Source organism: Flavobacterium sp. T50_26, from assembly GCF_057652995.1.
Window position 1 is genome coordinate 14986 of record NZ_JBYFCC010000016.1, and the last position, 13711, is coordinate 28696.

Here is a 13711-nt window from a genome sequence, read left to right on the forward strand (position 1 = left end):
AATGCGATTACTTTTTATTTTAATAGTTTGTATTACTTCCCTTCAGGCTCAAAAACTGGAAGTAGGAATCAATAAACCGTATAAATCCATCAAACAAGCTTTAAAGGCTGCGAATGATGGCGATACTGTGTTGGTTTACAAAGGAATTTACAAAGAAGGTAACCTTCGAATAGATAAAAAAATTGTTTTCCTAGGAAAAGATTTTCCGGTTTTAGACGGACAGAAAAAAGTGGAAGTGCTTTCCATTCATGCCGACAGTGTGGTGGTTAAAGGTTTTAAAGTAATCAACTCCGGATTTGCAGCATTAGAAGATCCTTGCGGAATAAAAGTTTACAACAAATCGTTTGTGTTAATTGAAGGAAATCAATTGGATGATAATTTCTTTGGTATTTATATTCAAAATGGAAGAAATTGTGTCGTTAAAAACAATATCATTATTGCCTACGGAAAAGAAGAGCAACAAATTGGAAACGGAATTCATGCCTGGAAAAGTAATGATTTGCAAATCATCGGTAACACAATTAAAGGTCATCGCGACGGAATTTATTTTGAATTTGTCTACGATTCTGTAATCTGGCGAAACATCGCTACAAATAATATTCGCTACGGATTGCATTTTATGTTCTCTTCTAATGATTCATATCTAACCAATATTTTCAGAAATAATGGAGCTGGAGTAGCAGTAATGTTTTCTAAAAATGTCACGATGATCAATAATTATTTTGATGAAAATTGGGGAGCTTCTTCCTATGGACTTTTATTAAAAGAGATTTCAGACAGTTATATCCATTCCAATCATTTTAAAAATAATACGTCGGGCATTTACATGGAAGGAACTAACCGCATCAAAATTGAAAAGAATGTCTTCCAAAGCAACGGTTGGGCCATGAAAATTCAAGCCAGTTGTATGGATAATGAAATTGTAAACAATAATTTTCAAGGCAATACTTTCGACATGGGAACCAATGGAAGTTTGGTCTTAAACACGTTTAACAATAACTACTGGGACAAATATGAAGGCTATGATATTAACAAAGATGGTTTAGGAGATATTCCTTATCATCCGCTAAGTTTATTTGCAGTTTTAGTAGAAAAAAATCCATCTGCCATGTTACTGTTTCGGAGTTTTATGATAACATTATTAGACAAATCCGAAAAAGTGTTACCCAGCATCACGCCCGATAATTTTGTAGATAAAGCACCACTGATGAAGCCCCTGAAATTATGATAGAAATTAAAAATTTAACTAAAAAATTTGGAAAGTTAAACGTGCTCAACGATGTTTCACTTTCCTGTAAAAAAGGTGAATGTATTGCTTTAATTGGTCCAAACGGTTGTGGAAAAACAACATTGATTAAAACTATTTTAGGAATGGTTTTACCAGACAGCGGCTCTATTGATTTTAATGAAAAAAGTATAGTTAAAGAATATCTATACCGTGAAAAAATTGGATACATGCCTCAAATAGGACGATATCCGGACACAATGACCATCGGTGGTGTAATTGAAATGATTAAAGCCATCAGAAATTCTAATCAAGAATTAGATCAAGAATTATGGAACAGTTTCGAGTTAGACAAAATGTCAAATAAGCAAATGCGTACGCTTTCCGGAGGAACCACGCAAAAAGTAAGTGCAACATTAGCATTTTTATTTAATCCCGATGTTTTGATCTTAGATGAACCAACTGCCGGTTTAGATCCATTGGCTTCTGAGATTTTGAAAGATAAAATCATCAAAGAAAAAGAAAAAGGAAAATTAATTCTAATTACCTCGCATTTGCTGAGTGAGTTAGACGATTTGGTCACCGAAATTATTTTTATGCAAGAAGGCAACATTCATTTTCATAAAAAAGTGGCCGATTTGAAAACGGAAACCAATGAAACGAAAATTTCTAAAGCAATTGCGAGTATTCTAAAACAGAAAAAATGAACAGAATCATCAAAATTATATTAACCGATATCTTAAAAAACAAAATTGTTTTAGTCTATACCATTGTTTTAAGTCTGTTGTCTTGGAGTGCTTTTGGTTTAGAAGACAATAGTGCCAAAGGACTGTTAACCATTTTAAATGTTATTTTGTTTACAGTTCCGTTAGTGTCTATTTTGTTCACAACAATTTATCTATACAACAGTTCCGAATTTATCGAATTACTATTGAGTCAGCCCATCAAACGAAACAAAATCTGGCAAAGTTTATTTTTTGGTTTGAGTGCTTCGATGGTCTTGGCTTTTTTTATAGGAGCAGGAATCCCGTTGTTAATCAATGCATCAAATGCTGTTGGATTGATGATGATTTTAATTGGATGTTTGATTTCCGTAGTGTTTATTGCGTTGGCTTTTTTATGTTCTATTCTAACTCGCGATAAAGCAAAAGGTATCGGATTTGCCATATTAACTTGGTTATATTTTGCGTTACTTTTTGATGGATTAGTATTGTTTTTATTGTTTCAATTGTCCGAATATCCTATTGAAAAAGCAATGGTAGCTGTCACAGCATTAAGTCCGATAGATTTAGCCCGAATCCAAATATTACTGCATTTAGATGTATCGGCTATGATGGGTTATACCGGTGCTATTTTTAAAGATTTTTTTGGAACAACGGTCGGACTTTTTGCTTCCTTCGCTTTGTTGGTACTTTGGGTGGTAATTCCGTTTTATTGCTCATTGCGAAAATTCATCCGAAAAGATTTGTAATAACCTAATTTGAACTGCGATGAAAAAAGATATACACAACCGAAATGACATTATCCGATTGGTGAATGCATTTTATGAAAAAATAAAAACAGATCAAGTTATTGGTTTCTTGTTTACTGAAATTGCTCAAATTAACTGGGAAAATCATTTGCCAAAGATGTATGATTTCTGGGAAAACGTATTGTTTTTTACCGGAAATTTCGACGGAAATCCAATGCAAAAACACAAAGAATTGCATAACAAATGTCCGCTTTCGCATGCTCATTTTAATCATTGGAATGAAATTTTCAGACAAACGGTAGACGAACTTTTTGAAGGTAAAAAAGCCGAAGAAATTAAAATGAGAGCCAAGAATATTTCGGATGTTATTATGTATAAAACTATTCAATAATTAAAACTCAGTTAAATAAGCTTACTATGATTTGAATCATAAACAGACAGTTGTAAAGCTTTTATCTTTGATGAATAATTTAAAAAAATAACTTCCAATGAATACAGTAGAACAATTAACAGTTGGTGAATATGTTGCCAACGACTTTAGAACGGCAGCTTTATTTTCTAAATATGGCATCGATTTTTGTTGCAAAGGCAATCGAACTTTAGAAGAAGTTTGTGCTAAAAAAAATATAAATCCTGCTGATTTAGAAAAAGAAATAAATTCTGTTATTGAAACAAAAAGCGAAAACGTAATCGACTTTAAATCATGGTCTCCTTCCCTACTAATTGACTATATTGTAGAGAAACATCATTCGTTTGTTGAGGAAAAAACGCCAATATTACTTCAGTTTTTAGAAAAATTATGCAAAGTACATGGCGAACGTCATCCGGAACTCTTTGAAATAACTTCATTATTTAAATTAAGTGCAGGCGATTTAGCTCAACACATGAAAAAAGAAGAATTGATTCTTTTCCCTTTCATACAAAAAATGGTGAAAGCCCAAAAAGAAAATCAAGCCATCGAACAACCACATTTTGGCACAGTAGAAAATCCAATTGCGATGATGAAAGATGAACATTCTATTGAAGGAGAACGATTTGATAGGATTGCCACTCTCACAGATGGGTTTACACCACCCGAAGATGCCTGTTCAACTTACAAAGTAACTTACCAAATGCTAAAAGAATTTGAGCAGGATTTGCACAAACACATTCATTTAGAAAACAATATCCTTTTTCCAAAAGCGATTGAACTTCAAGAGCAATATCAATAACAAAATAAATAAATTCTAAGAACCGAAATTTGGCTGCTTTTTTTTAAGGCAGTCATTTTTCAATTTTAAAACTATAAAATCATGAAAACTTTGCTTAAAATTGTAATGCTTCTTTTACTTGTTGTAATGGTCTCTTGCCAAAAAAAAGACAGTCAAATAGAAAGTATTGAAATACCAGCAGAAGAACTGGAAGATGATTTTCACTCGCAGTCGGTTTCTTCAAATAATGGCATGTTGTGGAACGCAAATGCAGAAACTACGCAAGGAATAAAAAATATGCAGGACTTACTTGATAATTATTCTAGCGAGACTGGCAATTCTGAAAAATTAATTTCGGATTTAAAAGAAGAGTTTGCAATGATTTTTAAAAAATGCACGATGACAGGCGAAGCTCATGACCAATTGCACAATTATTTAATTCCGCTAAAAACCAAAATTCAAAATCTTTCAGCGGGAATTACTGTAGAAAAAACAGATGATATTAAAAAGTATTTAAAAGATTATTTTAGCTACTTTCAATAATCACAAGTATTTTGATGAAGAAGATTTTTATCGTCAATAATTAAGTAATATTGCAAAAAAAGAGGCTATGTTTTCAAAATCATGTGAATATGCAATTAAAGCCGCAATTTTTATTGCAACCAATTCGCTACAAGATAAAAAAGTTGGATTTGTTGACATCGCCAAAGAAATTGAATCACCAGAAGCTTTTACCGCAAAAATACTTCAAAAACTCTCAAAAGATGGAATAATTCAGTCTGTTAGAGGAGTTAATGGCGGTTTCTATATTCCTAAAAATTTAATTTCAAAAGTCAAATTAGCTCAAATTGTCTTTGCTATCGATGGAGATTCTGTCTTTAAAGGTTGTGGTTTAGGTATGGAAAAATGTAACGCAAATCATCCATGTCCGCTACATGAAAAATTTATGTCTATTCGAGATAATTTAAAAGAGATGCTTGAATTAACTAATTTGGAAGAATTGGCTTTAGGTTTTAAATCCGGGGAAACTTTTTTAAAATATTAATCTAATCAATAAAAAAAGCGTGAATACGAACATTCACGCTTTTTACGAATTAATAATTAAACTATAAAAAAAGTATTTTTATTTAGGCAATAACACATCTCCAATTACATGTATAATCCCGTTTGCCGTTGGAATACTGGCAACAATTTCTGAACCATTAACAAACGTTTTATCACCCTCTTTAGTAATTTTAACTTTCCCACCGTAAACCATGTCAAATTCTTGCTCGTTTTGCATGTATTCGGCTTTTAAAACACCAACATAGGTGTGATACCCTAAAATATTCTCTAAATCACCTTTTTTCTCAGGTTTTAATAAACCATCTACAGTTCCTGACGGAAGTTTATCAAAAGCAGCATTGGTTGGGGCAAATACGGTAAATGGACCTGCGTTGCTAAGAGCATCAACTAATCCAGCGGCTTGAACAGCAGCTACTAATGTAGAATGATCTTTACTTCCCACGGCGACTTGCACAATATTTGGATTAGAAACATCATCTTGAACACCGGATTGACCTACACTTAAATCTACACCATTTTCTGAAGGGGCTGCTGCAGGGGTTTCATTGTTTTGTTTGCAACTTAACACCAGTACACAACCGGCTAAAACGAGAAGTTGAATTGTTTTTTTCATAATTAGAATACTTTAAAATTTCTGACTCAAAGTTCATTCATTTAACAAATCTATTTTATGAGTGAAATCATAAGAAAGCTGTTTTCTAAACTTTTTTATGATTAAAAAATACAATTCCTAAGATACCGGTTAATAGAACAAGTGCAGATAAAAACAAAAGTTCGTTGGCATAAGGAATCAATATATAGTCTAGAGAAAATATTCCTTGTAATGCTAATAAGAATTCATTTAGAAAAATACCAAAAATAAATATTGCCAAGAAAATCATGGTTTTGGCAGAACGGTGAATTAATTCGTTTGTATATAAAAAGGTTAGTAAAAAACCAGAAATAATAGCTAATAATACCAAATGCAAATAGGCAATAACAATGGGTCTAAAACCAAAAGCCAACTTGCTTAACGCAGGAAAAACTGAACCAAATTGCAACAATAATTTGAGTGCAACACAAAAAGCGATTCCTTTGAATAAAATCTTTAAAAATGTGGATATACGGGGATTTATTTTGAATATTAGAAAAGATAATTTTACTAATTTATAAAAGGCAATCACTTGAACAATTGCCGCAATAACAGCAAGTGCATAAATCCAAACAGGTAATTTTAACCACAAAACAGATAATAAATAAGCCGGAATGCAACTCCAAGCAAAAAGTTTAAAAACAGTTGTATTTTCTTTGGCAGTTATTTGATTAGTTTGCAGTAAACTTACAAATAATCCTGTGCAAGCAAACCAAAACCATCCATTGTACTGAAAATGTAAATAAAAATAAATTGAAGACAAATACAAATCTTGCGGCACATTTTTGCTTGCCATCATGTAGGCTAATGCAAAAGTTCCGATAGAAGAAAACACACCAAAGAACAAGGATAATAGAAACCATTTTTTACTCAAAGAATGGGTGGGGATTTCTTTAGAATCTTTATAAAACCAAACGGCAAACCAAACAAATACAAAAATGCTTATGGTAGAGAATAAGATTGAAACAAAGCCATAACCTTGGATCATAAAACTAATTAGCATGACATATGCTCCAAATATATTAACCCAAAAAAGGGAGTTATATTTTAAAATTTTTGCTTCTGAAGTGTATTGCGATAAGTACTTCACCATTAAAACCATCAACAATTGTGTTACCCAACCCGAAAATGCAAAATGTGAATGAGCATGCTGAATATTTTTTTGAGCCAAAAATGGTAATTCAAAAGCTATTTTATAACGCATTAAAGCTCCCAAAAGTGCTACAATGAGTAAGCTTAAAAGTGAAATTTTTATCCAATACGCTAAAGTTTTATTTTTCATTAAAAATATAATTTATGCTTATCAATGTTTACTTTTTTTGATTTATTCATTTCTGAAAGTGTTCGAATTACAGTTTCAACACGTAAACCGGTAAAATCCGCAATCTCTTGTCTAGTAAGTGGAATAAGTTGCTTTTCCGAACAACAAAGCTGGTTTTGCCTTTTATAATTTTCTAAGAAAGATTTAATTCGATGTTCCGGTTTTTGATTAATAATTTGTTTACTGGAAATTGTTTTATCATAAATTCTTTTTGCCATTAATTCCAAAAAAGATAATTTCACTGATGGATAATCTTCTAAAATTTTCATCAATTTCTCTTTAGAGAGTTTAATTATTATACTGTCTTGAGATGCCACTGCAGTGGTTGGGTATACTTCGTTGATAAACAATGGTGGCTCTCCAAAACTGTTTCCTTTGCAAAAAACACCTTGCGTGAATTCTTTGCCTTCATCATTTGAGTTATACATTCGAACAGAACCGTCCATTATTTGATAATAAAATAAAGCCAAGTCATCTTCATAAAAAATAACATCGTTTTTTTTATATTTCTTAGCAATTGCTCCCCAAGTGAAAAGTAAATCTAAATCAATTTGCATACTTATATCTTATTAAAGATGTAAATGTCTTTAATGTGCAGCTAATTAAAAATGATAAAAGTCATAAATACAAAGTTTTAATGTATTTATCAACTTTGCACTTAAAAAAGAGATCGAATTAAAAGCAAAAAAAAAGTATGATAGCTTTCAAACTAGTTTAATGACAAAAAAATTGAGTGATAATCTACGTTATAAAATTAACTTTTTTATAATCTCATACATTTGAAGAATAATAGTATTAAAGATTTCAAAAGTTCCTTTATCTACTAACCAAACTCCTCCAATTTCAATTTTCATTTCTCACATAAAGACTAGTCGAGTCTAAAAAATATCATTTTCAATAGTGTAACAATTCTACAATCGTAATTGAATTACATTGCAAAATTCATATTTACAATTTAAAACGCAATAATCTTAATAAAAATATTGTAAGTTTTTTACATATATTATTTTATATTTAATGTATTTCAACGATTATTTTATACATTTCATCGATTAATTGAAATTACATTATTACTTTTGGCTTGTCAAAATTCAATTAAAAAAAGTAATCACTAAATTTTAGTATTATGAAAACTATTTTATTTAATAATGTAAAAAAAGGATGCTTATTTGTCTTCCTGATTTCTACAATATTAAGTCATTCTCAGGTTCAACTAAAAAACCAAGGATTTGAAGGAAGTACTTCCGATAACTTGTCGTATTCAGTTTCCTCTACATCCTATGTAACCGTTTCTAACACAACTGCAATGAGCGGAACAAGATCTTTGCGATTTACAGGCTCATCAAACAATTCAAGCAATGTTGTTTTTGAAAATGTTTTGCTTACTAATTATACAAATGCTCAAGTTTCTATAGCATTTGCAGCAACAAATGTTGATGATGATGAAGACCTTTTTATTGATTTTTCATATAATAATGGTTCTTCCTATACATCTACCATTCAACTTATTGATGGAAATAACGGTGGCAATGGGCAAAATTTAACTTTTGGAACAGGTGATACTGCTCCGGGTCAACCTAATAATCCCTACTTTTTCAACATCCCAAATAATAATTCTAGTGTTAGAATTAGAGTTAGAGCTACAAATCTTGATTCTAGTGAATTTTTTTATATCGATAATATAACAATTACCGCAATGGTAGACACAGATGGCGATGGAATTGAAGATAATGCCGATCTAGATGCTGATAACGACGGTATTCTTAATTCTATTGAATGCGAATCGTGTTTTACCGACTTTTTTACAAACGGAGATTTTGAAAACCCATCAATTGCAGCGTCAAGTTATTCAATTTTACCCACTAATAGTGTTCCGGGATGGCAAACCAGTGCCGAAAACTTTATTGAAATTTGGAGCTCAGGTTTCAATGGTGTTACCGCAGCTTCCGGAAATCAATTTGCCGAATTAAATGCAAATGTACCCGGTATTTTATATCAATCATTTTGCTTAAACGGTGCCGGTGGAACAATCAATTGGTCAATTAAACACCGCGGAAGATCGGGTGTTGACCAGGCTTTCGTGAAATTTGGCTCTTCTCTTGCAAATGCATTAGCCTCTACTCCTGTATCAACCATGGTAGACGGAAATACTGCTTGGGGAACCTATTCCGGTGTGTATGTTATTCCTGAAGGTCAAACTCAAATTGTTCTTACTTTTCAAGCGGGTTACACAGCCTCTGGAAGTCAATCAATAGGAAACTTTATTGATGATGTTAAAATAACAATCAACCAAGCATGTGTTGATACCGATAAAGATGGCAAACCAGATTATTTAGATTTAGATTCAGATAACGATGGTATTGCTGATATTGAAGAAGCTGGATTTAAAAATATGAGCAACCAAAAATCTACTTTCGATTTAAGCAATTCGTCCTTGTGGAAAGACGATAACAAAAATGGTTTAAACGATTATATTGAAACTTTAATTTCAGGTGGAAACTACTCCATTCCAGATACAGATGGTGATTCAGTTAAGAATTATCTAGACTTAGATAGTGACAATGATTCGCTTTTTGATGTTGATGAGGCTGGTTTATTAAACGGCGACGGAGATATAAACGGCGACGGAACCGGTGATGGTGCAGACACCGATGGAGACGGAATTTTAGATTTATATGACAATTCTACTTCTTTTGGAACTGTAGGAAGAGCTTATGCCCAAGATACCGATTCAAACGGAGTGAGTGATTATCTTCAATTAGACTCAAATTCAGATGGTAGTTTTGATATTCAATCTGGCTTGTATGCTCATTTAGATGCAAATAATGATGGAAAAATTGATGGTTCTGCCGATGTAGATAAAGACGGAATTATTGATAATTTCGATACTAATACTTCAAATTTTGGTTCTCCAAGAGACTTAAACAGAAAGTTATTTTTAGCTTTTGATGGCAGAAACGATTATGCTCAAGGCTCATCTGTTTTGGGCGGTTTATCTCAAGCATCAATGATGGCATGGATAAATCTAACTTCTCCTTATAATGCGAACGGAATTGTTGTTGGCCAAAGTAATTTTTACATCAGAGTATTAAATAATCGTAGACTGCAAGTTGTTTTAAATGGAACATCGCTACAATTCAATACTGCTCTTAGTGCTTCAAGATGGTATCATGTTGCTGCCACTTTGGGCGGAGGCTATTTGAAACTCTTTATAAATGGAAATAATGTTGCTAGTCTAAGTACAAATGCATCAATTAATGCAGATGCTACTTTGTTAACCATTGGAAAAAATCCAGTTGCAAATAATAATCTTTTCAAAGGAAAAATTGATGAAGTAAGGATTTTTAATACCAATCTTTCACCTCAACAGCTACAAAGAATGGTGTATCAAGAAATTGAAAACAATAATGGTCAAGTGAGAGGTGCAATTGTTCCTAAAAACATAGAAGACTTACCTTTTGCAAACTTACTACGCTACTATAGAATGGATGTTTACAAAAATGATATTATTGATGATTTAAGCACTCCAACTGTTGATACTGAAAGCGGAATGAGAATTTTTAACCATAAAATTATTAGTTCACAACAAGCTCCAATGCCTTTTGTAACACAACAAGGTGGTAGTTTTGCTGAAGCGGTAAATAATACTCACAATGAAATTAGAGGTTTAGATATTATAGATTCTAATTATTCAATTATTCAGGTAAAACACGATATCACAGAAACATCAAATATTACTACTGTTGGATTACTTATTGATCCAAACGTAAAAATCACGATGAACAATGATACTAAACTTCAAAATGATTGGTATCTGAAATTAGACGGAAAAATTGATTTAAAAGATCGTTCGCAACTTATTCAAACTGTAACTAGTGAATTAGCTCCTACAAGTATTGGAAGTTTGGAACGTGATCAACAAGGGCAAAGCAATAAATTTAATTATAACTATTGGTCGTCTCCGGTGAGTTCTATTAATAATTCAACCATAAACCATGGTTACACTGTTGCAGGAGTGATGAAAGACGGCACAAACGCGGCCAATCCGATGAATATTGCTTGGGTTAGCGGCACAAATAATCCGTTAACTAGCAACCCGATTACGTTGAGTAGCTATTGGATTTATAAATTCCAAAACGTATCTCCAATTTATGCCAATTGGGCAACTGTTGGTCAGAACGGAACATTATTAGCGGGTCAAGGCTTTACTTTAAAAGGAAGTGGTGCTGCTTCTGCTACACAGAATTTCACTTTTATCGGTAAACCAAACAACGGTGAAATCACAAGTTATGTTTCGGCAAACAACTTGAATCTGTCCGGAAATCCATATCCATCTGCTTTGGATGCGAATGAATTTATCAGTCAAAATTTAGGTTCAATTAACGGAACATTGTATATCTGGGAACATTTTGCAACCAACAACACACATACTCTTTCAGGTTATCAAGGTGGTTATGCAACGCGTAATTTAGTGGGCGGAACAGCTCCTGTTTCTCCTTCCGGAATTAGCGGATTAGGTTCCAGCAACAGAATTCCGGGAAGATTTATTCCGGTTGGGCAAGGTTTCTTTGTAAGAGGAAATACAACAGGTGGAAGCTTTGTTTTCAATAACAGTCAACGTTTGTTTATCAAAGAAAGCAATGCTAATTCAAGTGTTCTTTTCCGTTCAAGTGAAAATCAAACAAGTAGTGATGATGATATTGAATATGGAACAGATAATAACCAAGAAGACGAATATACTGAAGATGAATTCATGAAAATCAGAATTGGTTTTAATTCGTATAATAATTTCCACAGACAATTGTTGATTGGTTTTATGGATGAATTGGCAACGGAAGAAATTGATTTAGGGTATGATGCTATTCACATCGACAACCAACAAAATGATATGTACTTTTTAAATAATGGTGTAAAACTAATTATTCAAGGTGCTTCATATTTTGATGTAAACAAAACCTATCCGTTAGGAATCAAAACGTATGCTGCCGGAAATGTGGAGTTTACATTGGATGGAACCGAAAATGTGGATGAAGCAACAGACATTTTTATTCATGACAAAACAACCGGATTATATCATTCGATTAAGAATGAACATTTTACTATTGAATTGCCGCAAGGAGAAATTCACAACCGCTTTGAATTAACGTTTAGAAATTCAACTTTATCAACGGGTGATTTTAACCTTGATAATGAAATTGCGGTTGCCTTTACCAATGCCCAAAATCTACTAACGATAAAAAATAACTTAACCGATGTAACTGTGGAAACAGTGAGCATCTTTACGATCCTGGGTCAGACCCTTGCCACCTGGAATGTTGAAAATTTACCCCAAACCAACATTTCGCTACCGGTGAGCCAAGCAAGTACTGGCACCTACATTGTTCGTGTGCAAACGAATGCCGGAACAATTAGCAAAAAAATCATTATTAAATAGGGTTTTGATAATTGATTTTTGACACCGAAAGGCCCCTCGACGTGAGGGGCTTTTCATTTTTATATAGGTGGTGTTCAAAACCCAAACCTTTGTAAAAGTGCAACTTGTTTAAGGAGAATTGCTGAGTGTGTAGAAAGTTGTTGGGGAGAAATAAAAGGTGGTTTGGTGGTGGTTGAGAAAAAATATAATATATTTGGTTTTAACAAATTATGAGAGAAACTTTCGCTAATACAAGTTGTTTTGGGTGTATAGAGGGAGGTTTATTCCGCATATATATAAGTTGGTGGTAATTATCAGAAACAATGGATAAACTAGGGCTAAAATCTATCAATTTGAGGTATCTTTTGGGTAAAACAAACTTAAAAAGAGACCTTCTATATTTTGACAAACTAATATTTGATGAAAATGAATTAAAAATGAGTAAAATGCTTTCTGGTCCGCTTGGAGAAACTTTACTCGGAAAAAGTCAATTTGAAGAAATTCAAAGTTTTCAACTCGCTGAATTAGATTATCTGCAAGACAATAATTTGCTTCAAAGTTTTGATAGTAATAAATTAGAGAAAGTTGCTTATAAACTTGAACTTAAAACCTTTACTGAATATTTTGATGAGCACAAAAAAAATAGACTATTATTTAGTCACAATGATGTGATGAATTTAGGAAGTATATTTCAGGAATCAACGAATATACTACATGGGCTTGAAGGAAACGGAAATACAATTTACAAGAACTATTTCTTCTCTGAACTCATTAATGCAACTTCCGATGTTGACGTAATGCCAATATTTGATCTTTTCATACCAGAAAAAAAATCTGATTTAGGAAAAGAATATAAAATACTTGAAGTTGTTTTAAAGAAATTCCCTGTCATAGATGATTCTGTAAGTTGGGAACAACTAATTGAATTCAAAAAAGATACAGATTCAAAAAGAAAGTTTTTAGCATTAAGGAATTGGATGATAGACATATCTAAAGGCAGTTTTGACACAAAAGAAATTAGTGAAAAATTTGATTATTTATATTTAGAATACGAAGAACACTTAAAAAGACATAAACTAAAAACCAATTCAGGAGTTATTAAAACTTTTTCTATTACAACGTCTGAAATATTGGAGGACTTGATAAGATTTAAATGGAGTAAAGCTGTTAAAGCTGGGTTTGAAATTTTTGAAGAAAGCACAAAATTAGCGGAAATAGAATCCAACGCTCCTGGAAAAGAAGTTGGATATGTTTATGACATAGCACAAAAATTAGGTGTAAAATAACTACCGCCAACAGCAGTTTGTCCAAATGGCGGGTTCAGTGTTAAATTGAATATTCGGTTTTCAAATGAACATTAGTACTAAATTGAAAGTAGGTGCTTCGAAATCCGCC

Annotated in this window: 12 protein-coding genes; 9 read left to right on the plus strand and 3 right to left on the minus strand. The window is 32.4% G+C overall.

Features of this window, described 5'->3' with window-relative positions:
* Nucleotide 1: 1 nt before the first annotated feature.
* The 7 genes from AC23MC_RS10670 (at nt 2) to AC23MC_RS10700 (ending at nt 4931) form a co-directional block, all read left to right on the plus strand.
* Nucleotides 2–1228, plus strand: a complete 1227-nt coding sequence (locus AC23MC_RS10670; RefSeq protein ID WP_487568404.1) for a nitrous oxide reductase family maturation protein NosD — start codon at nt 2–4, stop codon at nt 1226–1228.
* Nucleotides 1225–1932: an ABC transporter ATP-binding protein gene (locus AC23MC_RS10675; protein ID WP_487568403.1), complete on the plus strand. Its 708-nt coding sequence runs from the start codon at nt 1225–1227 to the stop codon at nt 1930–1932. The genes AC23MC_RS10670 and AC23MC_RS10675 overlap by 4 nt, the downstream gene beginning before the upstream one ends.
* On the plus strand, nt 1929–2696 hold the full coding sequence (locus tag AC23MC_RS10680) for an ABC transporter permease subunit (RefSeq protein WP_487568402.1): 768 nt from the start codon (nt 1929–1931) through the stop codon (nt 2694–2696). The genes AC23MC_RS10675 and AC23MC_RS10680 overlap by 4 nt, the downstream gene beginning before the upstream one ends.
* A 19-nt stretch (nt 2697–2715) precedes the next feature.
* Nucleotides 2716–3087 (plus strand): group III truncated hemoglobin, encoded by a 372-nt coding sequence (locus AC23MC_RS10685; protein WP_487568401.1) that lies wholly within the window; start codon nt 2716–2718, stop codon nt 3085–3087.
* Between the two features lie 97 nt (nt 3088–3184).
* A complete protein-coding gene (ric, locus tag AC23MC_RS10690; protein ID WP_487568400.1) occupies nt 3185–3907 on the plus strand; it encodes an iron-sulfur cluster repair di-iron protein in 723 nt (240 codons plus the stop codon).
* An 81-nt stretch (nt 3908–3988) separates the two neighbouring features.
* The gene (locus AC23MC_RS10695; RefSeq protein WP_487568399.1) at nt 3989–4429 is read left to right on the plus strand and encodes a hypothetical protein; all 441 of its coding nucleotides are present in this window, start codon (nt 3989–3991) and stop codon (nt 4427–4429) included.
* Between the two features lie 67 nt (nt 4430–4496).
* Nucleotides 4497–4931 (plus strand): RrF2 family transcriptional regulator, encoded by a 435-nt coding sequence (locus tag AC23MC_RS10700; RefSeq protein WP_487568398.1) that lies wholly within the window; start codon nt 4497–4499, stop codon nt 4929–4931.
* 78 nt (nt 4932–5009) lie between these two features.
* Here the strand turns inward: AC23MC_RS10700 and AC23MC_RS10705 are convergent, their stop codons facing one another.
* The 3 genes from AC23MC_RS10705 to AC23MC_RS10715 form a co-directional block, all read right to left on the minus strand.
* Nucleotides 5010–5564, minus strand: a complete 555-nt coding sequence (locus AC23MC_RS10705) for a fasciclin domain-containing protein (RefSeq protein ID WP_487568397.1) — start codon at nt 5562–5564, stop codon at nt 5010–5012.
* Between the two features lie 85 nt (nt 5565–5649).
* Complete coding sequence (locus tag AC23MC_RS10710; protein ID WP_487568396.1) at nt 5650–6864, minus strand: hypothetical protein; 1215 nt, start codon at nt 6862–6864, stop codon at nt 5650–5652.
* The gene (locus AC23MC_RS10715) at nt 6864–7460 is read right to left on the minus strand and encodes a Crp/Fnr family transcriptional regulator (protein ID WP_487568395.1); all 597 of its coding nucleotides are present in this window, start codon (nt 7458–7460) and stop codon (nt 6864–6866) included. The genes AC23MC_RS10710 and AC23MC_RS10715 overlap by 1 nt, the downstream gene beginning before the upstream one ends.
* Before the next feature lie 569 nt (nt 7461–8029).
* Here AC23MC_RS10715 and AC23MC_RS10720 point away from each other — a divergent pair.
* Together AC23MC_RS10720 and AC23MC_RS10725 are read left to right on the plus strand one after the other, a co-directional pair.
* Nucleotides 8030–12337: a LamG-like jellyroll fold domain-containing protein gene (locus tag AC23MC_RS10720; RefSeq protein ID WP_487568394.1), complete on the plus strand. Its 4308-nt coding sequence runs from the start codon at nt 8030–8032 to the stop codon at nt 12335–12337.
* 302 nt (nt 12338–12639) lie between these two features.
* Nucleotides 12640–13602, plus strand: a complete 963-nt coding sequence (locus AC23MC_RS10725; protein WP_487568393.1) for a hypothetical protein — start codon at nt 12640–12642, stop codon at nt 13600–13602.
* Nucleotides 13603–13711 lie beyond the last annotated feature (109 nt).

Bases quoted from the DNA above. Each gene is read 5' to 3' on its own strand.
- AC23MC_RS10670 (WP_487568404.1), top strand. From the start codon at position 2: ATGCGATTACTTTTTATTTTAATAGTTTGTATTACTTCCCTTCAGGCT.
- ric (WP_487568400.1), top strand. From the start codon at position 3,185: ATGAATACAGTAGAACAATTAACAGTTGGTGAATATGTTGCCAACGAC.
- AC23MC_RS10705 (WP_487568397.1), bottom strand. From the start codon at position 5,564: ATGAAAAAAACAATTCAACTTCTCGTTTTAGCCGGTTGTGTACTGGTG.
- AC23MC_RS10710 (WP_487568396.1), bottom strand. From the start codon at position 6,864: ATGAAAAATAAAACTTTAGCGTATTGGATAAAAATTTCACTTTTAAGC.
- AC23MC_RS10725 (WP_487568393.1), top strand. From the start codon at position 12,640: ATGGATAAACTAGGGCTAAAATCTATCAATTTGAGGTATCTTTTGGGT.
- AC23MC_RS10720 (WP_487568394.1), top strand. From the start codon at position 8,030: ATGAAAACTATTTTATTTAATAATGTAAAAAAAGGATGCTTATTTGTC.
- AC23MC_RS10675 (WP_487568403.1), top strand. From the start codon at position 1,225: ATGATAGAAATTAAAAATTTAACTAAAAAATTTGGAAAGTTAAACGTG.
- AC23MC_RS10680 (WP_487568402.1), top strand. From the start codon at position 1,929: ATGAACAGAATCATCAAAATTATATTAACCGATATCTTAAAAAACAAA.
- AC23MC_RS10695 (WP_487568399.1), top strand. From the start codon at position 3,989: ATGAAAACTTTGCTTAAAATTGTAATGCTTCTTTTACTTGTTGTAATG.
- AC23MC_RS10715 (WP_487568395.1), bottom strand. From the start codon at position 7,460: ATGCAAATTGATTTAGATTTACTTTTCACTTGGGGAGCAATTGCTAAG.
- AC23MC_RS10685 (WP_487568401.1), top strand. From the start codon at position 2,716: ATGAAAAAAGATATACACAACCGAAATGACATTATCCGATTGGTGAAT.
- AC23MC_RS10700 (WP_487568398.1), top strand. From the start codon at position 4,497: ATGTTTTCAAAATCATGTGAATATGCAATTAAAGCCGCAATTTTTATT.